The sequence below is a fragment of the Photobacterium sp. WH77 genome, assembly GCF_022014395.1.
Taxonomy (GTDB): Bacteria; Pseudomonadota; Gammaproteobacteria; order Enterobacterales; family Vibrionaceae; genus Photobacterium; species Photobacterium arenosum.
The window spans coordinates 213914-234448 of the sequence record NZ_JAKLTE010000003.1 but is presented as its reverse complement, the minus strand read 5'-3'; the positions used below and the strand labels follow the sequence as shown (position 1 = coordinate 234448).

14 protein-coding genes are annotated in these 20535 nt (G+C 49.1%); 9 read left to right on the top strand and 5 right to left on the bottom strand.

Going from position 1 to position 20535, the window contains the following annotated elements:
• Positions 1-133 precede the first annotated feature (133 nt).
• From htpG to gnd, 7 genes are all read left to right on the top strand, one after another.
• On the top strand, positions 134-2032 hold the full coding sequence (gene htpG, locus L6J37_RS04860) for a molecular chaperone HtpG (RefSeq protein WP_192014826.1): 1899 nt from the start codon (positions 134-136) through the stop codon (positions 2030-2032).
• Between the two features lie 168 nt (positions 2033-2200).
• Positions 2201-2845 (top strand): adenylate kinase, encoded by a 645-nt coding sequence (gene adk / locus L6J37_RS04855; RefSeq protein ID WP_027252658.1) that lies wholly within the window; start codon positions 2201-2203, stop codon positions 2843-2845.
• Positions 2846-3034: 189 nt separating this feature from the next.
• On the top strand, positions 3035-4003 hold the full coding sequence (gene hemH, locus L6J37_RS04850) for a ferrochelatase (protein WP_192015053.1): 969 nt from the start codon (positions 3035-3037) through the stop codon (positions 4001-4003).
• Positions 4004-4124: 121 nt separating this feature from the next.
• Positions 4125-5426 carry an inosine/guanosine kinase gene (locus L6J37_RS04845; RefSeq protein ID WP_192014827.1) on the top strand — a complete coding sequence of 434 codons (1302 nt, stop codon included), beginning with the start codon at positions 4125-4127 and terminating at the stop codon, positions 5424-5426.
• 653 nt (positions 5427-6079) lie between these two features.
• Positions 6080-7579, top strand: coding sequence for a glucose-6-phosphate dehydrogenase (gene zwf / locus L6J37_RS04840; protein ID WP_192014828.1), 1500 nt, complete (start codon positions 6080-6082; stop codon positions 7577-7579).
• 2 nt (positions 7580-7581) lie between these two features.
• Entirely contained in the window at positions 7582-8307 is a 726-nt protein-coding gene (gene pgl / locus L6J37_RS04835) for a 6-phosphogluconolactonase (protein WP_192014829.1), read from the top strand.
• Between the two features lie 4 nt (positions 8308-8311).
• Positions 8312-9760, top strand: coding sequence for a decarboxylating NADP(+)-dependent phosphogluconate dehydrogenase (gnd, locus tag L6J37_RS04830; RefSeq protein WP_192014830.1), 1449 nt, complete (start codon positions 8312-8314; stop codon positions 9758-9760).
• 294 nt (positions 9761-10054) lie between these two features.
• Here the strand turns inward: gnd and asnB are convergent, their stop codons facing one another.
• The 5 genes from asnB to nagB all read right to left on the bottom strand — a co-directional run bounded on the left by asnB (position 10055) and on the right by nagB (position 16928).
• Entirely contained in the window at positions 10055-11740 is a 1686-nt protein-coding gene (gene asnB, locus L6J37_RS04825; RefSeq protein WP_192014831.1) for an asparagine synthase B, read from the bottom strand.
• A gap of 275 nt (positions 11741-12015) precedes the next feature.
• On the bottom strand, positions 12016-13602 hold the full coding sequence (locus L6J37_RS04820) for a cation:proton antiporter family protein (RefSeq protein WP_192015054.1): 1587 nt from the start codon (positions 13600-13602) through the stop codon (positions 12016-12018).
• A gap of 155 nt (positions 13603-13757) precedes the next feature.
• Complete coding sequence (nagC, locus tag L6J37_RS04815) at positions 13758-14972, bottom strand: DNA-binding transcriptional regulator NagC (RefSeq protein WP_218384128.1); 1215 nt, start codon at positions 14970-14972, stop codon at positions 13758-13760.
• Between the two features lie 2 nt (positions 14973-14974).
• The gene (gene nagA / locus L6J37_RS04810; RefSeq protein WP_218384126.1) at positions 14975-16111 is read right to left on the bottom strand and encodes an N-acetylglucosamine-6-phosphate deacetylase; all 1137 of its coding nucleotides are present in this window, start codon (positions 16109-16111) and stop codon (positions 14975-14977) included.
• A gap of 16 nt (positions 16112-16127) precedes the next feature.
• On the bottom strand, positions 16128-16928 hold the full coding sequence (gene nagB, locus L6J37_RS04805; RefSeq protein WP_237794336.1) for a glucosamine-6-phosphate deaminase: 801 nt from the start codon (positions 16926-16928) through the stop codon (positions 16128-16130).
• Positions 16929-17183: 255 nt separating this feature from the next.
• Here nagB and nagE point away from each other — a divergent pair, with 255 nt between their 5' ends.
• Together nagE and glnS are read left to right on the top strand one after the other, a co-directional pair.
• A complete protein-coding gene (nagE, locus tag L6J37_RS04800; protein WP_218384125.1) occupies positions 17184-18674 on the top strand; it encodes an N-acetylglucosamine-specific PTS transporter subunit IIBC in 1491 nt (496 codons plus the stop codon).
• Positions 18675-18842: 168 nt separating this feature from the next.
• Positions 18843-20504, top strand: coding sequence for a glutamine--tRNA ligase (gene glnS / locus L6J37_RS04795; RefSeq protein WP_237794334.1), 1662 nt, complete (start codon positions 18843-18845; stop codon positions 20502-20504).
• Positions 20505-20535 lie beyond the last annotated feature (31 nt).

The window sequence follows — 20535 nt, the reverse complement described above, 5'->3', positions numbered from 1 at the left end:
CCGATCATTCATTGAATAGCTAAGATGCTGACTTGAGGGCAATCTTAGATTTTTTCACGCTAAGGCTTGATTTAAGTTGAACTGACCATATCTAGGTATCAGTAATGAGGTAAACCTGGATTACGGAGTTCAAATGAGCGAGCAAACTTTAGAGAAAAATAAAGAAACACGTGGTTTTCAGTCAGAAGTGAAGCAATTGCTTCACTTAATGATCCACTCATTGTACTCAAATAAAGAGATATTTTTACGGGAGCTGATTTCCAATGCTTCTGATGCGGCTGACAAACTGAGGTTTCGTGCCCTTTCATCTCCTGAGCTGTATGAAAACGATGGCGAGCTGGCAGTGCGTTTGTCGTTTGATGAAAAAGCGGGCACTGTCACTATCAGTGACAATGGTATCGGTATGACCCGCGATGAGGTGATCGAGCACCTGGGGACTATTGCCAAGTCCGGTACTAAAGACTTTTTCTCGAAGCTGAGTGAAGATCAGAGCAAAGATTCTCAGTTGATTGGTCAGTTTGGCGTCGGCTTCTATTCTTCGTTTATTGTTGCCGATGCAGTGACTGTCAAGACCCGTGCCGCCGGTGCGGCCGTCGAGCAGGCGGTAAGCTGGCACTCAACCGGTGAAGGCGACTATACGGTTGAGGACATCGAGAAAACAGGCCGTGGTACCGAGATCATTCTTCATTTGCGTGAAGAAGAAAAAGAATTCCTCAGCGAGTACCGCCTGCGCAATATCATCAGTAAATATTCAGACCACATTGGCATTCCTGTGCTGATGGAAACGGCTGAGCACGATGAGGAAGGCAAGGAGACCGGTAAAAAGTGGGAGCAGGTCAATAAAGCACAGGCGTTATGGACCCGCAGTAAATCTGATATTTCAGATGATGAGTACAAAGAATTCTACAAACACGTCTCCCATGACTTTGCTGAGCCACTGAGCTGGAGCCATAACCGTGTGGAAGGCCAGCAAGACTACACCAGTCTGCTGTATATTCCGTCCAAAGCGCCGTTTGACCTGTATAACCGCGACAGCAAGCACGGCCTGAAACTGTATGTTCAGCGTGTGTTTATCATGGACGATGCCGAGCAGTTCATGCCGATGTACCTGCGCTTTATGCGCGGTCTGATTGACTCGAATGATCTGCCGTTAAATGTGTCCCGTGAAATTCTGCAGGACAACAAGGTGACTCAGGCGCTGCGCAAAGCCTGTACCAAGCGTGCCTTGTCCATGCTGGAAAAACTGGCGAAGAAAGATGAGTATGCATCGTTCTGGCAAGAGTTCGGCCAAGTGCTGAAAGAAGGTGTGGCGGAAGATTTTGCCAACCGCGAGAAAATTGCCGGGTTGCTGCGTTTCAGTTCAACCCATAACGATACGTCTGAACAAAGCGTTTCTCTGGCAGATTACGTCAGCCGGATGAAAGAAGGTCAGGAAAAGATTTATTATATTACCGCAGACAGTTTCAAGGCGGCGAAAAACAGCCCGCACCTGGAGCAGTTCCGTGCCAAAGGCCTGGAAGTGGTGCTTATGCACGACCGCATTGATGAATGGCTGATGGGTCATCTGCCGGAATTTGACGGTAAGCCGTTCCAGTCAATTACCAAGGCCGGTCTGGATCTTTCTAAGTTTGAAAACGAAGAAGAGAAAGAAGCGCAGCAGCAGACAAAAGAAGAATTTGCTTCGGTTATCGAGCGCACCAAAGCCTATTTGGGTGATCGTGTGCAAGATGTCCGGGCAACGTTCAAGCTGCAGGATACACCGGCTGTGGTGGTGACGGATGAAAATGAAATGGGAACACAGATGGCGAAACTGCTGGCTGCGGCTGGTCACGAAGCGCCGGAAGTGAAGTACATTTTTGAGCTGAATCCGAAACACCCGGTAGTGAATCGTATGGCCGATGAAGCAGACGAAGATGCATTTGGCCGCTGGGTTGAGATGTTACTGGGGCAGGCGATGCTTGCTGAACGGGGTTCGATGGAAGATCCATCCCAGTTCCTGGCGGCAGTCAATAAACTGTTGGCGCAGCCATAATAAACCACGGGCGCAGAGGCAATCTGCGCCCGTTTTGCTTCAAAGAGTATGCTGATAAAGAATGTAATCGTTTAGCTTCCAGGGACGCGGACTTGCGAGTATGGTCTAATCAGTGTATTTTTCTGACTTTCCAAAAACTCCGGCTAATTACTAGAAAAGGGGATCAAGATGCGCATCATTCTTCTGGGCGCTCCAGGTGCAGGTAAAGGCACACAGGCACAATTCATCATGGAGAAATTTGGTATTCCTCAGATTTCGACGGGTGATATGCTGCGTGCGGCAATCAAAGCGGGTACTGAGCTGGGTAAACAAGCGAAAGCCGTGATTGACGCAGGTCAGTTGGTGTCTGACGATATTATTCTGGGTCTGGTCAAAGAGCGTATTGCTGAAGACGACTGTGCAAAAGGCTTCCTGCTGGACGGTTTCCCACGCACTATTCCTCAGGCTGATGGCCTGAAAGAAGTTGGCGTGGCAGTGGATTACGTCATTGAATTTGACGTTCCAGACAGCGTAATTGTCGAACGTATGGCGGGCCGCCGTGTACATTTGGCGTCAGGCCGTACTTATCATGCCGTTTACAATCCGCCGAAAGTGGAAGGTAAAGATGACGTCACTGGCGAAGAACTGGTTATCCGTGAAGATGACAAAGAAGAAACAGTTCGTGCACGTCTGGGTGTATACCATAATCAAACTGCTCCGCTGATCAGCTATTACAGCAAAGAAGCAGATGCTGGCAACACTACCTACATCAAAATTGATGGTACACAGCCAGTGGCTGATGTCAGTGCAGAGCTGGCAAAAGCTTTAGCTTAATCGAATATCAGTGATGTTCCACAGTCAATGCGATTAACCGAATCGGGTTAGCAGACTGTATGGTCAAAAAGCGGGAGGTTAACAGCCTTCCGCTTTTTTTATGCTGAAGACTGCGATACCCAGGGCAAATCAACCGCTTAATGGTACACTATCACTGTCATTGAATAACAAGATGAACTGCAGGTGATGATGGAGAATAAAGGCATTGGCGTACTCTTGGTCAATCTGGGTACACCGGATGAAGCAACCCCAGCGGCTGTAAAGCGTTTTCTGGGTGAATTTTTGAGTGACCCCCGTGTTGTCGATCTGTCTAAATGGCTATGGCGACCGGCGTTGTACGGGGCAATTCTTCCTATCCGTTCTCCTAAGGTTGCGAAACTGTATCAGTCGATTTGGCTTGAGGAAGGCTCGCCGCTGATGGTCTATTCGCAGCGACAACGCGACGCGCTGGAAGAAAGGCTGAACATACCGGTTGCACTCGGTATGACGTACGGTAACCCCAGTATTCAGTCAGCCTTGTCGATGCTCAATGATCAGGGTTGCCGAAAGGTGATTGTCTTACCGCTCTATCCACAGTATTCGCGCACGACTACCGCTGCTGTGTTTGATAAAGTGGCGCGCAGCCTTCAACAAACAGATTATCTGCCAGAGCTCAGGTTTATCAATCAGTACCAGGACCACCCTGGCTATATTTCGGCGCTTGCTGAATCGGTCACTAATGTCTGGGCCGAGCATGGAGAGCCTGACTACTTGTTGTGCTCGTACCATGGAATTCCAAAACGTTACGCTGATCTGGGCGATCCTTATCCCGAGCACTGTAACCAGACAACGGCACTTCTGGCGGAAGCGCTGGCGATGCCAAGAGAAAAGATGAGCATGAGCTATCAGTCAATTTTTGGTCGTGAAGAATGGCTGAAGCCCTATACCGAGCCAACGATTATTGAACTGGCAAAAAAAGGGGTTAAACGGCTGGATGTGATTTGTCCTGCGTTTTCAGTCGATTGTCTGGAAACCATCGAAGAAATCGCAGAGGGCTGTAAAGATGCCTTTATCAATGCCGGAGGTGAAACCTTCAACCTGATCCCCTGCCTCAATGATAACAGCACCCATATTGCTATGATGGAAACCCTGATCCGGCAGCATACCCAGGGCTGGTAACCTTTTCTTAACTTCTACATATATCATGATCTGGCTCGCACTTATTGTTTGGGCCATTTCTTCACTGAACTATATTTTGTGATATCATCCGCAAGTTTTTTCTACCCGGCAGCGCGATATCATGAAATTTCCTGGTCAACGTAAATCAAAACACTATTTTCCCGTCCATGCCCGAGATCCGCTTCTGACTCAGGCCAGCAGCAAACCGCTTGCGCGTACGCATGTCGTTGGCATAGACCAAACGCTGGTGGATATTGAAGCGTGTGTCGATGATGAGTTTCTGAGTCGCTATGCGCTGAGCAAAGGACACTCTTTGGTTATCGCCGAAGAGGCAGCAGAAGCACTTTATCGTGAATTGAAAGAAAAAGACCTGATTCGTCATGAGTTCGCGGGTGGAACGATAGGAAATACGCTGCACAACTATTCGGTACTGGCGGATGATAAATCCGTGCTTCTGGGCGTGATGAGCCAGGATATCCAGATTGGCAGTTATGCATACCGGTACCTGGTCAATACATCCAGCCGTATGGATCTGAATAACCTTCAGCCGGTGAACGGGCCGATTGGCCGCTGCTTCGCCTTGATCACGCCTGATGGTGAGCGGACGTTTGCCATTAACGAAGGCCGGATGAACCAGCTGGAACCAGACAGCATTCCGGAGTCGATCTTTGAGCGTGCTTCTGCGCTGGTGCTGACGGCATACCTGGTGCGTTGCAAAGAGGGCGATCCAATGCCGGAAGCCACCATGCGTGCCATTCAGTATGCCAAGAAATACGATGTGCCGGTTGTACTGACATTGGGTACCAAGTTTGTGATTGCGGATGATCCGCAATGGTGGCGCGATTTCCTGCGTGAGCATGTCACGGTTGTTGCTATGAATGAAGACGAAGCCGAAGCACTGACAGGATTTTCCGATCCATTACTGGCTTCTGATAAAGCCCTGGATTGGGTTGATTTTGTGTTGTGTACCGCGGGTCCTGTAGGTTTGTACACAGCAGGTTATACGGAAGAGAGCACTAAGCGAACGACCAGTCTGCCGCTGCTGCCTGGTGAGATTCCTGAGTTTAACCGCTACGAGTTTAGTCGTCCGATGACCAAAGCCGATTGCGAAACGCCTCTTCGGGTTTATTCGCACATTGCCCCTTATATGGGTGGGCCGGAGCGCATTAAAAATACCAATGGTGCCGGGGACGGCGCACTGTCCGCGCTACTGCACGATATGGCAGCGAACCGTTACCATAAAGAAAACGTGCCGAAATCCAGTAAGCACAGCTACGATTTCCTGGCCTATTCATCGTTTTCTCAAATCTGCCTGTATTCGAATCGCGTCAGTTACGAAGTGCTGGCTCAGCACTCTCCGCGTTTGTCACGAGGATTACCCGAGCGGGAAGACAGTCTGGAAGAGGCGTATTGGGAACGTTGATATCCCCGATTCCGATGAAAAGCACAGGCTTTCATGTTTGTAAAAAACCGCCATTTTGGCGGTTTTTTGTTTTTCAGCCTTGGTAAGATCGGCATGATTCTGGGTGTAGAGTCACGGTTATATTCAGGCAAACGATTTCGTTTGATAGGTTTTGTTAATTACTTTCAGAAAGCCTACCAAATAAGGCGCTCAGCATGTCGTGATGAAAACTGGCCGGTGAGGATGATTTTGCACTAAAGACGCGACGCGAAAAGTGTGCAGTATTGGCCTGCTTGCCATGATTTTTTTTCAGAAGGTAAAATATTTAGATTTTGATTTTTGCTCAACTTCGCGGCGTTTTTTTATGCTTTTCATGTAATTTCAGCTCAAGTCATTCGACAAAGCTAAGGTGGCTACCTGAAAATGGGCGGGCAGTGAGATATTTTATCCGGCCTTCATGTTTCAGTTTTTATGTCAGTTGATAGAATTAGCGGGATGTAACTTTGTGACAAATGCAGATATAGTGTGCTCCATCTTGGGGAACCCCACTTTTTGATAGGTATAACCTATCAAATTGAGAGGCCAGGACATCAGCACATTGTCGTTCTGAATGTTATGCTTTGCCGGAATTAGACCCGTCAAACTTGTATACCTGTTAGGGAAAGATAAAGAACATGGTCATACCTGAAAACAGCGATATTGTTATTTTTGGTGCCTCAGGCGATTTAACGTATCGTAAGCTTATCCCAGCGCTGTATCATCTGTATGTTAATCAGATGCTACCTTCTGATTTCTCTATCCTTGGCGTAAGCCGTACTGCAAACAGTGATGAGGAATACAGAGAAAAAGTCCGGGCTTCTCTGGTCAAAACCGAGAAGACGGATCCCGAGAAGTTGGCTGCATTTTGTCAGCATGTTGGATATCAGGCCATCAACACGTTAGATTGTGATGACTATGGTAAGTTGCAACAGCGACTGGAAGAAAAAGCCACTCAGTCTGTTGCTCCTCGTAACACTCTATTCTATCTCGCCACTCCCCCCAGCTTATATGATGTGATCCCGGCCAGTCTGGCTGCCCATGGTCTGAATGATGAAAGCACCGGCTGGAAACGACTGATCATCGAGAAGCCGTTTGGCTACGATTTGGAAACCGCTCAGGAACTGGATAAGAAACTGCACAAGCACTTCAAAGAAAGCCAGATTTTCCGTATTGACCATTACCTGGGCAAAGAAACGGTTCAGAACCTGCTGGTATTTCGCTTTGCTAACGGTATGTTTGAGCCATTGTGGAACCGTAACTTTATAGACTACGTTGAGATTACCGCAGCGGAATTCCTGGGTGTGGAAGAACGCGGTGGCTATTACGAAAACGCAGGTGCGGTTCGCGACATGCTACAGAACCATCTGCTGCAGGTTTTGGCCATGGTTGCTATGGAGCCGCCATCGGCTATCAATGGCAACGTAATGCGTGATGAAGTGGCCAAAGTGCTCAATAGCCTGCAGCCACTGTCTGAAGAAGACTTGCGTAAGAACCTGGTTCTGGGGCAATACACAGCCTCTGAATTACGTGGTAAAGAGCTTGCCGGTTATCGTGAAGAGCCAGGCGTTGCTGAAGATTCCCGTACCGAAACTTATGTCGGCCTGAAAGCCTTTATCAATAACTGGCGCTGGAACGGTGTACCGTTTTACATCCGAACCGGTAAACGTCTGCCAACGCGTGTCACCGAAGTGGTTATTCACTTCAAGAAAACGCCGCACCCTGTATTTGGTAAAGATGCGCCCGATAACAAGCTGGTTCTGCGTATCCAGCCTGATGAAGGCATTTTGATGAACTTTGCTCTGAAACGTCCGGGCGCAGGATTCAAAACCCAGGAAGTGGCGATGGATTTCCGTTATGACGAACTGGTTGACAGCAATGTGCTGACAGCCTACGAGCGTTTGCTGCTGGATGCCATGGCCGGTGACTCAACCTTGTTTGCACGAAGCGATGCGGTTGAGGCTTGCTGGCGTTATGTTCAGCCGATTCTGTCATTCAATCAGGATCCGCATGCCCTGTTTGGTTATGCTTGTGGTACCTGGGGGCCGAAAGAAGCCGATGAACTGCTGGCCAGAGATAATCGCCAGTGGCGCTTCCCGTGTTCAAACCTGACTGATACCGAATACTGCGAGTTATAATTATGACTGATCTTAAAATTCATGCTGATGCGCAAGCCGTGGTTAAGAGCCTGGCTGACGACATGATGGCTATCAGCCAGCAAGATAAGCCTGTGCATATTTCGCTGTCAGGTGGTAGCACACCTAAACAGTTGTTTGCCGCTTTGGCCCAGGCACCGTATGCCGAAGGTGTTAACTGGCAGAATCTGCATTTCTGGTGGGGCGACGAGCGTTGCGTTGCACCGGATGATGCAGAAAGTAACTATGGATGTGCCCAGGCTCTGTTGTTTGATCACGTTGCAATCCCGGTAGCCAATATCCACCGCATCCGTGGTGAAGATCAGCCTCAGGCCGAAGCCAAGCGTTTCGCTGAAGAAATGGCAGCGGTGATTCCGGCTGAAAACGGATTACCTGTTTTTGACTGGATTTTACTGGGTGTCGGCGACGATGGTCATACTGCGTCTCTTTTCCCGGGACAGACTGACTATGATGAACCCGGTTTAAGCCTGGTTGCGCCTCATCCGCAAAGCGGTCAGTTGCGTGTCAGCAAATCAGCCCGTCTGCTGGAAGCGGCAAAACGAATTTCTTATCTGGTTATCGGTGCGGGTAAAACCGAGATTGTGGCAGAAATCCACTCTCAGCCAGCCGATAGCCTGCCTTACCCGGCCGCCAAAATTCAGGCTCGCCAGGGTAAGACCGAATGGTATTTGGATGCACTAGCAGCCAGTAAGTTAGCGATTGGAGAATAAATAAATGAAAGGTGATATTGGTGTAATCGGCCTTGCCGTTATGGGCCAGAACCTGATCCTGAACATGGATGACCACGGTTTTAAGGTCGTTGCGCATAACCGTACAGCTGCCAAAGTCGACGAATTTCTGAATGGCCCGGCTAAAGGCACTAAGATTCAGGGCGCTTACAGCCTGCAGGAGCTGGTAGACAAGCTGGAAGCCCCTCGCAAAATCATGCTGATGGTACGTGCCGGTGATGTGGTCGACAGTTTTATCGAGCAACTGATCCCGCTGCTGGACAAAGGCGACATCATTATTGATGGTGGTAACTCTAACTACCCAGACAGCATCCGCCGTGTGGATTACCTGAAAGACAAAGGTCTGCGTTTCATCGGTGCGGGTGTCTCCGGTGGTGAAGAAGGCGCACGTTTCGGACCTTCTATCATGCCTGGTGGCGATGCGGAAGCATGGCCATTCGTGAAGCCGATTTTCCAGGCGATTGCGGCTAAAACTGAGCAGGGCGAGCCTTGCTGCGACTGGGTTGGCGAGTCAGGTGCCGGTCACTTTGTAAAAATGGTTCACAACGGTATCGAATACGGTGATATGCAGCTGATCAGCGAAGCGTATCACTTCATGAAAACCGGTCTGGGTATGACCCACGAAGAAATGGAACAGACGTTCCGTGACTGGAATGAGACTGAGCTGAACAGCTACCTGATCGAAATCACTGCTGATATTCTGGCCTACCGTGATGAAGATGGTGAGCCACTGGTTGAGAAAATCATGGACTCGGCCGGCCAGAAAGGCACGGGTAAATGGACAGGCATCAATGCGCTGGACATGGGCATTCCGCTGACACTGATCACTGAATCTGTGTTTGCCCGCTGCCTGTCTTCGCTGAAAGGTCAGCGTGAAGAGGCAGAGAAGCTGTTTGGCAAAACAGTCGAAGCTGTTGAAGGCGACAAAGCAGAGTGGCTGGACGCAGTACGTCACGCACTGCTGGCCTCTAAGATTATCTCTTATGCACAAGGCTTTATGCTGATGCGTCAGGCGTCTGACGACAATGGCTGGAATCTGAACTACGGTAACGTTGCTCTGATGTGGCGCGGTGGCTGTATCATTCGTTCAGCTTTCCTGGGCAACATTCGTGATGCATTTGAAGCGGATCCTTCACTGGCGTTCCTGGGCTCGGATCCATACTTCAAAGCAATCCTGGAAAACGGCATGAAAGCATGGCGTAAAGTGGCAGCTAAGTCACTGGAAATTGGTCTGCCAATGCCGTGTCTGACATCTGCACTGACCTTCCTGGATGGCTACACCACTGCGCGTCTGCCGGCAAATATGATTCAGGCACAGCGTGACTACTTTGGTGCGCACACCTATGAGCGTATCGACCAGCCACGCGGTCAGTATTTCCATACTAACTGGACGGGCACTGGTGGCGATACTGCCTCCACAACCTACGACGTATAATCGTAGCACGCTGTTCTACGGTTAATCGACAAATAAAAAAGGAGCCTTTGGCTCCTTTTTTATTTGTGCTATCCAGCTTTCAGCGCTTTGCTGCCTGCGCATCAGGCCGTCATGCCGCTGTTAGCTTGTGGGCACCGTTGTAACAGATACAGTGTGGACAGACATGATCTGACGGGGGACGTGCGGGTGATAAAAAGGGGAAAGGGGCCTTCCTGGCCCCTTTTTGTTGCCTTTGCGTGCGGAGATAAGGCAGGCAAAGGCGGACGCGCTCTTGGATGGAGTAACGCTCGGTAATTAAGCCTTCTGATAGGCTTCGTTGTGGACGGCAGCAACCGCACGACCAGATGGGTCAGCACTGTTTTTAAAGCTCTCATCCCATTCAATGGCTTTGGCACTGGAGCAGGCGATAGACGGGCCACCCGGCACACATTTAGCGGCATCTTCCAGCGGGAACAACTCTTCAAAGATTTCACGATAGACGTAGGCTTCTTTGGAGGTTGGTGTGTTGTAAGGGAAGCGGAAACGGGCAGTTTCCAGCTGCTGATCCGTCACTTTCTCTGCGGCGACTTCTTTCAGCGTGTCGATCCAGTTGTAACCAACACCGTCAGAGAACTGCTCTTTCTGACGCCATGCCACAGATTCAGGCAGCATGTCACCAAAGCACTCACGGATAATGTGCTTTTCCATTTTGCCGTTGCCGCACATCTTATCCTGCGGGTTGATGCTCATAGCGACTTCCAGGAACTCTTTATCCAGGAATGGCACACGCGCTTCAATCCCCCAGGCCGCCATGGATTTGTTGGCACGTGCACAGTCGAACATGTTCAGAGCCAGCAGCTTACGCACTGTCTCTTCATGGAATTCCTGCGTGTTAGGCGCTTTGTGGAAATACAGGTAACCCCCGAAGACTTCATCAGCCCCTTCGCCAGACAGTACCATTTTGATACCCATGGCGCGGATTTTACGTGACATCAGATACATAGGTGTGGAGGCGCGAATCGTTGTGACATCGTAGGTCTCAATGTGATAAATCACATCACGAATCGCGTCGAGGCCTTCCTGAACCGTATAAGTCAGTTCGTGGTGTACCGTGCCGATATGATCGGCCACTTTTTTCGCGGCTTTCAGATCCGGTGCGCCTTCCAGACCAACGGCAAAAGAGTGCAGTGTTGGCCACCAGGCATCAGATTTTTCGTCATCTTCAATACGGCGGGAGGCAAACTGCTTGGTAATTGCTGAAATCACCGAGGAATCCAGACCACCCGACAGCAGAACACCGTAAGGCACGTCTGTCATCAGCTGGCGCTTCACTGCGTTTTCCAGCGCTTTTTTCAGTTTGTCTTTGTCTGTTTTCGCATCACGAACCGCGTCATACTCCATCCAGTCGCGTTTGTAATAGCGTACAGGTGCCTGAGCCGGTTCGCCTTTCTTGCTCCACAGGTAATGACCCGGAGGGAATTCGCTGATGGTTTTACACACTGGCACCAAAGCTTTCATTTCTGACGCTACATAGTAGTTGCCGTGCTCATCATGACCATGATAGAGAGGGATGATGCCAATGTGGTCACGACCAATCAGGTAAGCATCCTGCTCTTCGTCATACAGAATAAATCCGAAGATACCGTTCAGGTAGTCGAGTAATTCAGGGCCTTTCTCTTTGTAAAGCGCCAGAATAATTTCGCAGTCAGATTCAGTCTGAAACGGGTAGTCGGCAGCCAGTTCAGCACGTAGGTCTTTGTGGTTGTAGATTTCGCCATTGACGGCCAGTACATGGGTTTTGTCTGTGTTGTACAGTGGCTGCTCGCCGCTGTTCAGGTCAACAATGGCCAGACGCTCATGAACAAGAATGGCCTTGTCTGACGAATAGATGCCAGACCAGTCTGGACCACGGTGACGCATTTTCTTTGACATTGCCAACGCGGTTTCACGCAGGGCAGATGGGTCACTTTTTATATCTAAAATCCCGAATACTGAGCACATACTGACTACTCCAACATAAAGTTAAACTTGGGAAACAAAGCGATTAAAAAAGGGTTTATTATTTTATCCCTGAGCTTTTGTTTCGTTCTGATTGTTAAAATTGCGTATTCAACAAACAAAAGCAACTAAAAATCCCATATCAATGTAATAAACTCACCTTTGGTGAATATTATTTAATTAAATTGAGTTTAACCGAATGAAATCTTAAATCAGGAGGTTTTTGGACCAAATACTGAACGGCAACTTTCGCTGCCGTGCAGTAATCTTGGGGTCAATTAAAAGGATTTGATGTCGGTAGTCACCGACTCGCAGACATGGCGAGCAAAACCGTTGCCAGCTTCACGATAGATATTAAAAGCGGCATCGACGCCCAGCTCTCTTAAGGTCGCTTCTTCATCTTCGTAGCGGGCGATAGCGGCAATCTTTCCTTTATAGCCAAGTTGCCTGATTTGCTCGAGAGCGAACGCATTTGCCTGGCTGTGCGGCATGGCCAGTAGTATTAACCGCGTCTGATGGCGAGAGACCACCCGGGCCCAGAAGTCTGGGTCGGTCGCATCACCGAGAATGACGTGGCGGCCTTCTTTGGCATGTTCTTCCACAGATTCTTCCCGGTTTTCAATACCGACGACTTGCGGACCAAAGCGGCGGATCATTTCTTCATAAGCTCCGGTACCAATTCGACCCATGCCCAGAATAAGGATCTGTTTATTGCCTAAGTCAATCAGCCTGTCATTGCTGTTGAGCTTGTCCGGCTCAAATTCTTTAAGCCAGCGGGTACTTTCCATATAGATACGATGGCTGAAACTGTTCAGCGGCGCTGATAACAGGAAAGAGAGCGACACGGCGATAGCGATAGCGACAAGAAAATCTCCCGGTAACCAGCCCAGGCTGTAGGCGAGCCCTGCGACAATCAGTCCAAATTCGCTGTAGTTAAAGAGTGTTAAAGTGCCGAGAAGCGAAGTACGTACCCGAAAATGGAAGCAATGGAAAACCAGGTAGTAAAGTAAACCTTTTAACGGCAATAAGGCCAGCAGCAATATCGCGAGCCAGAAGCCTGTCCACGTTGCAGGCTCGGCCAGGCCAATGTTGAGGAAGAAGAAAACCAGCAGAAGCTCTTTGAGGTTAAACAGTGATTTGGACAGCTCAGAGGATTTAGGATGGGCCGCCAGCATCATTCCCATTATCAGTGCGCCGAGATCGGCTTTCATGCCAACAAAAGTGAACAAACCGGCACCGGCGACAAGCGCCAGGAAAATGCCGTACAGTACCAGCATTTCACCATGACCGGCTTTATCCATAATCTTAAACAATGAGGGACGCAGCAGGGGCAATGCGAATAAGGCCAGTGCGGTGATCTCTGGTAGCTTTCCGGTTGATGCCGTAAGAAATATAACCGCGAAAATATCCTGCATGACGAGAATACCTATGGCGATAGTGCCGTAGGTTGCGTTCAGCTCCCCTTTTTCCTGCAGCGCCTTGATGGCAAATACTGTGCTGGAAAAAGAGAGGGCAAAGCCCAGCAAAGCGAGCTGTGTTAGCTCTAGCTCGCTAAAGATACCTAAACCGAGCTGCTTTAAACCGAACAGTGCCAGCGTAAAGATAAGGGTAGTGAGCAGGTTATGTATTGTGGCGCCGGCCCACACCTCTTTTTGTAGCAGGGTTCTGACATCAAGCTTTAGCCCGATGCAAAAAAGCAGAAGGGTTACGCCCAGATCAGCAAGTGTATCAATAACAGGTGTGGAGGCGTAACCGAATGAATTTAAAGTAAATCCTGCCAATAAAAATCCAACTAGTGGCGGGAGCTTGGCACGCAGTGCCAGATAGCCGGCGAGAAACGCGGCGATAATGTAAATCAGATCCATCATGAAATGTGATTTCCAGACTATTGATAAGCGTTGGTATTTCAATTAGTTGCATTGATGGGGGAATATAGCACAGGGCATGTCTGTGGCGATACATGCCCTACAAAAAACAGGGTTTTTGAGAGGTCAGCCGGGAAGGGGTTCCCGGCGTAGAATTAATCTTCCAGCAGGCGCTGCAGCAGAACGCCATTTAGCATGGCACGTTTGATCATGGAAAATGCACCAATAGTCGGCTGCGTATAGAGTTGAGACTCAACGATAGGTAACGACTGGTGGAAGGTTGACAGTGATTGGGTTTCAACACATCGGCGGATTGCGGGAAAGATAATGTCCTTGGCTAAGGTGATATTCCCTGCCACAACGATTTTCTGTGGGTTGAACAGGTTAATTGTCATCGCCAGGGCTTTACCTAGCTGGTAGCCCACTTTGACTAAGGCCTGGGTTGCCAGCTCATCACCCTGATTGGCTGCCTCGCAGATAGCAGGCATAGTGACATCTTCGAGTTTTTGCAGGCTGCTTGGGTAACCTTGTGCCAGGAGCGCTTTAACATGGCGAATAATCGCCGGATCGGCGGCAACAGTTTCCAGACAGCCAAAGTTACCGCACTGGCATTTATCACCGAGTGGGTCAATCTGAATATGGCCGATTTCACCGACGTTGCGGTTATAACCAAGAAATACCTGGCCATTGACGATAATGCCTGCTCCTGTCCCACGGTGGACACTGACCAGAATGGAGTCGCGGCAGTCCTGGCTGGCGCCAAAATAATGCTCAGCTAATGCCAGCCCGCGGATATCGTTACCGACAAAGCAGGAAACGCCATATTTATCAGTAATGATATCTGCAAGAGCCAGAGAGTCGACCGAGATGTTGGGCATGTACTCGACAATGCCTTTTTCCGGGTCAATCAGGCCTGGAAGGGTAATGCCAAAAGCAATCAGCTCTCTCAGAATGGTCTGATTGGCACCGATAAACTGCCTGATATGCTCAAGTAAGCCATCAACCAGTTCTTGTTGATTTGAGTAGGGAAAGTGATGAGCTGTGCCAGCCAGACTCTTACCACCTAAATCGTACAGGGTCAGTTCGATATAATCGCGGCCCAGACGGACAGCGACAGAGTGAAAGGGAGCTGCTTCTGTTGTCAGCGAGATGGCTCGTCGGCCACCGGTTGAAGCCTGCTGTGCGACCTCTTTAATGAGGCCGCGTTCCAGCAATTGGCGGGTTATTTTGGTCACGCTGGCCGGGGCTAATTGACTTACGTCTGCCACTTGTATGCGAGAAATTGGGCCTTGCAAGTCAATGAGTCGGTAAACCGCTGCACTATTCAGCTGTTTTACCAGGTCGACATTACCGATTTGTCCGCCATTCATAGTTATGTTTGCTCGTATTTTCCGTTAACCACTGTCGCCCGGACACGGAAATCACGATCAAAAACTGCCAGGTTAGCCACCATGCCTTTTTTGATAGCCCCCAGTGTCTTATCCATACCTATGGCACGGGCAGGGTAAAGGGTGGCCATGCGAATCGCTTCGTCCAGGGCAATACCTACATGTTCAACACTGTTTTGAACAGCTTCAATCATTGTCAGGGCTGAACCGCCGAGTGTGCCATTTTCATCAACACACTTGCCATCGCGGTAATATACTTTCTTACCGACAAAAATAAAGTGATCTATGTCTGCTCCTGCCGGTGCTGTTGCATCTGTAACCAGAATTAATTTTTCCTTTTTAATTCTGTGGGCTATGCGAATATTGGCGTAGTCGACATGAAAGCCATCGGCGATGATACCTGTGTATACCTCAGGCGTATCATAGATGGCACCCACCATACCAGGCTCGCGGCCAGCAATGGGTGTCATGGCATTGAACAGATGGGTGGCAAAAGTAACGCCGGCGGCAAACCCTTTTCGTGCCTCTGCATAGGTCGCATTGGTGTGTCCTGCGGACACGACAATGCCAGCCTCTGCGAGTCGCTCAATGTGCTCTGCCGGGGTTTGCTCCGGTGCCAGTGTCACCTTGGTGATGATGTCAGCGTTCTCGCAAAGTGTAGCGATCATGGCCTCATCTGAGCGCCGGATATGCTCGACACTGTGGATGCCTTTCTTCATGACATTGAGATAGGGGCCTTCCAGATGCAAACCCAGAGACTGGTGTTGGTAGTGCTTTTCGTAATCACGCGCTGCAGCGATCGCAGCTTTCATATCCTCATCAGAAGAGGTGATGAGCGTGGGCAAAAAACTCGTACAACCTGATTTCAGGTTTGCCAGATGCATGGTCTGTATGGTGTCTGCAGTGATTTCGTCATTAAACATCACTCCACCACAGCCATTAAGCTGAAGGTCGATGAAGCCTGGAGACAGGTTTGCTCCGTCAAGATCCTGAGTGGGCATATCGGCAGGTAGCTCTGCCTCAGGACATACAGCGTGAATGTTCACTCCGTCAATAATAACAGCGTGGTTATCCAGCACATCGCTACCTGTAAAAATGCGGCAGTTGGTCAGCGCGTACATGAACACTTCCTATCAGTTAAAGGTGTTTGATGTTTTCTGCTTCCAGTTCCTGGAAATAGCGAACGGTTTTCACTTTCAGTTCCTGTGTGGCAGGGGCATCGCACACAATCAGTGATTTCGGATGCAATTGCAGCGCAGAGACAGTCCACAAATGGTTCACACAACCCTCTACAGCAGCTTCAAGTGCCTGGGCTTTGTTATGGCCTGTCACCAGTATCATCACTTCTTCCGCGTCCAGCAGTGTGCCAACCCCGATAGTCAGTGCGTATTTAGGCACTTGTGTGATATCACCATCAAAGAATCGGGAATTGGCGATGCGGGTATCTTCGGTCAGGGTTTTGATACGTGTACGGGAGGCCAGTGAAGAAGCCGGCTCATTAAACGCAATGTGCCCGTCGTTGCCAACACCACCCATGAATAGATGGATCTTGCCGAATGATTTAATCTTATCTTCATAACGCTTACATTCTGCCTGGTGATCGTCCGTGTTACCGTTCAGCAGATTGATATTTTCTTCCTGAATATCAATGTGGTTAAAGAAGTGGTTAAACATGAAGCTGCGGTAGGACTCCGGATGGTCTGAGGATAGGCCAACGTACTCATCCATGTTGAATGTCACCACATGTCTGAAACTTACTTCGCCTGCATTATAAAGCTCAATCAGACGTTTGTAGGTGGTCAGAGGAGTACCGCCTGTGGGCAGACCTAGTACGAATGGACGGTCTGCGGTTGGTTTAAATTTGTTAATACGATCAACAATATAGCGTGCTGACCACAAACCAACTTCGTTCGCGTTGTTCAGTGGGATAAGTCTCACGGTAACACCTCGTTGCTAGAAAAGAATACTTGAGAATTTTAGCGGTATATCGCCTTTCTTTCGAATAATAAAATAAGTTTTATGACCGGGCTAGCAAAATCGCTCAAACCCGCCAAATGCTGGTGATTAGGATCACAAATGATAAGGTTTTAATTTGCGGGGCGAAATTAAAGGCATACACTGCAACTTACTTAATCGGGTAGCTAAAATAAGTTATCTCAACCGCATCTAAGAAAACCATAGGGGGAACTAAGGGTGAATATTCTTGGATATTTTCAGAAAGTAGGTAAGGCTTTGATGGTGCCGGTCGCCACGTTGCCTGCCGCCGCAATACTCATGGGTATAGGTTACTGGATTGATCCGAACGGCTGGGGTGCCAACAGTGCACTGGCAGCTTTCCTGATCAAAGCCGGTGGCGCGATTATCGACAACATGTCTGTACTGTTTGCTGTCGGTGTCGCATACGGTATGTCAAAAGATAAAGATGGTGCAGCAGCACTTTCCGGTTTCGTTGGCTATCTTGTTGTCACCACTCTTTGTTCTCCAGCGGCCGTTGCTCAAATTCAGGGTATCGACCCAAGTGCTGTTCCTGCGGCATTCGGTAAAATTGAAAACCAGTTCGTCGGTATTCTGGTAGGTATCGTCTCGGCTGAGCTGTATAACCGTTACTCAACGGTTGAACTGCACAAGGCACTGGCTTTCTTCAGTGGCAAACGTCTGGTGCCTATCCTGACATCCATTGCCGGTATCTTCCTGGCCTTTGTCCTGATGTACGTATGGCCTCACGTCTACGGCGGTCTGGTTCACTTCGGTGAAGGTATCCAGGGCCTGGGTGATGTAGGTGCGGGTCTGTACGCCTTCTTCAACCGCCTGCTGATCCCTGTTGGTCTGCACCATGCACTGAACTCAGTATTCTGGTTCGATGTTGCGGGTATTAATGACTTGCCGAACTTCCTTGGTGGCGCTAAGTCTATTGCTGACGGTGTAGCTGTACCTGGTCAGACAGGTATCTACATGGGTGGCTTCTTCCCTATTATGATGTTCGGTCTGCCTGGTGCGGCACTGGCTATGTATCACACAGCTAAACCTGAGAACAAAGAGAAAGTCGCGTCTATCATGATTGCCGCTGCCTTCGCTTCATTCTTCACAGGTGTTACTGAGCCTCTGGAATTTGCCTTCATGTTCCTGGCGCCAGCACTGTATGTGGTTCACGCCGTTCTGACCGGTATCTCTGTATATATCGCAGCCAGCATGCAGTGGATTTCCGGCTTCGGTTTCTCTGCCGGTATGGTTGATATGGTACTGCAATCGAAAAACCCGCTGGCAACTCAATGGTACATGCTGATTGTTCAGGGCCTGGTATTCTTTGCGATTTACTATGCGATCTTCCGTTTCGCTATCGTGAAGTTCAATCTTAAAACACCGGGTCGTGAAGATACTGATTCAGATGAAGTGCTGGCTTCTGGTTCTCAGGAAACTGGTGAGCTGGCAAAACAATATCTGAAAGCCCTGGGTGGTCACGGCAACCTGGAAAATATTGATGCCTGTATCACTCGTCTGCGCCTGACACTGAAAGACAGCAGTCTGGCTGACGAGAAAACACTGAAAGCACTGGGTGCTATGGGTGTTGTGAAATTAGGTTCAAATAACCTGCAAGTTATTCTTGGCCCACTGGCTGAGATCGTTGCCGGTGAGATGAAGAAAATCCCGGCGTCAGAAGACCTGTCTGCAGTCAAACTGCCATAATAGACAGTTAATCTGATAGCGAAAGATAACTGAAAGTGAGGCCGGCCCGTCAGGGTCGGCTTTTTTTTGCCCTAATCATGATTCAATGCACACTAATTGTTGAGTCATGACCTGTATTTGTGGATCATAACAGGTTCGAAGATCCTTTTAGCGCACGAGGTGTAATTGATGAGTGAATCTGAAGCTCGTCCAAGCAATTTTATCCGCCAGATTATTGATGCGGATTTAGCCAGTGGTAAGCACACCAGCGTCCACACACGTTTTCCGCCTGAGCCGAATGGTTACCTGCATATCGGCCATGCGAAGTCTATCTGCCTGAACTTTGGTATTGCTCAGGATTACCAGGGACAATGTAATCTGCGTTTTGATGACACAAACCCAGAAAAAGAAGACATCGAATACGTAGAGTCGATTAAGAAAGACGTAAACTGGCTGGGCTTTGAGTGGAGCGGTGAGATTTGCTACTCATCTAACTACTTCGATCAGCTGTATGGCTACGCTTTGGAACTGATCAGCAAAGGCCTGGCGTATGTTGATGAACTCACACCAGAAGAAATGCGTGAGTATCGCGGCACGCTGACTGAGCCGGGTAAACCAAGCCCCTATCGTGACCGTCCTGTGGCCGAGAATCTGGCGCAGTTCGAGAAAATGAAAAATGGCGAAGTCGAAGAAGGCAAAATGTCGCTTCGGGCCAAGATTGATATGGCATCGCCGTTTATGGTTATGCGTGATCCTGTGCTGTACCGCGTACGCTTCGCAACTCACCATCAGACAGGTGATAAGTGGTGCATCTATCCGATGTACGATTTCACCCACTGTATCTCTGATGCGCTGGAAGGTATTACGCACTCGCTGTGTACCCTGGAATTCCAGGACAACCGTCGTCTGTACGATTGGGTGCTGGATAACATTACTATTGAGTCTCAACCTCGTCAGTATGAATTCAGCCGCCTGAACCTGGAATATACAGTCATGTCCAAGCGCAAGCTGAACCAGCTGGTGACTGAACAGCTGGTTTCAGGCTGGGATGATCCTCGCATGCCGACAATTTCGGGCTTACGTCGACGTGGCTTTACGGCTGCTTCTATTCGTGAGTTTTGTCAGCGTATTGGTGTCACCAAGCAGGACAATACCATTGAGATGAGCTCTCTTGAATCGTGTATCCGTGACGATTTGAACGAGAACGCACCTCGGGCCATGGCCGTGTTGGATCCGGTGAAGTTAGTGATCGAAAACTTTGGTGATACAGAAATTCTCACCGTGGGTAATCATCCTAATAAACCCGAAATGGGTGAGCGTGAAGTGCCATTCAGCCGTGATCTGTACATTGAACGTGAAGATTTCCGTGAAGAAGGCAATAAGAAGTACAAGCGTTTAGTCTTGGGTAAAGAAGTACGCTTACGTGGTGCGTATGTCATTAAAGCTGAGCGGGTTGAGAAAGATGCCGACGGTAAGATTACCACTATTTTCTGTACCTATGATGTTGATACGCTGGGTAAAAATCCTGAAGATGGCCGCAAAGTGAAAGGCGTGATTCACTGGGTGTCAGCAGAAAAGGCACTGCCTGCTGAAATTCGCCTGTATGATCGTTTGTTCACTGTACCTAACCCGGGTGCAGCAGAGGACTTTGCTTCGACGATTAACCCGGATTCACTGATCGTGATGAATGGTTTTGTCGAGCCGAGCCTGGCAGCAGCTGCGCCTGAGCATGCATTCCAGTTTGAACGTATGGGCTATTTCTGTGCGGATAACAAAGATTCATCGGCTGAGCACTTAGTGTTCAACCGAACTGTGGGTCTGCGTGATTCATGGGCAAAAATTGCAGACTGATGGACTCAGATTGTGATTTGATTGTTGCCTG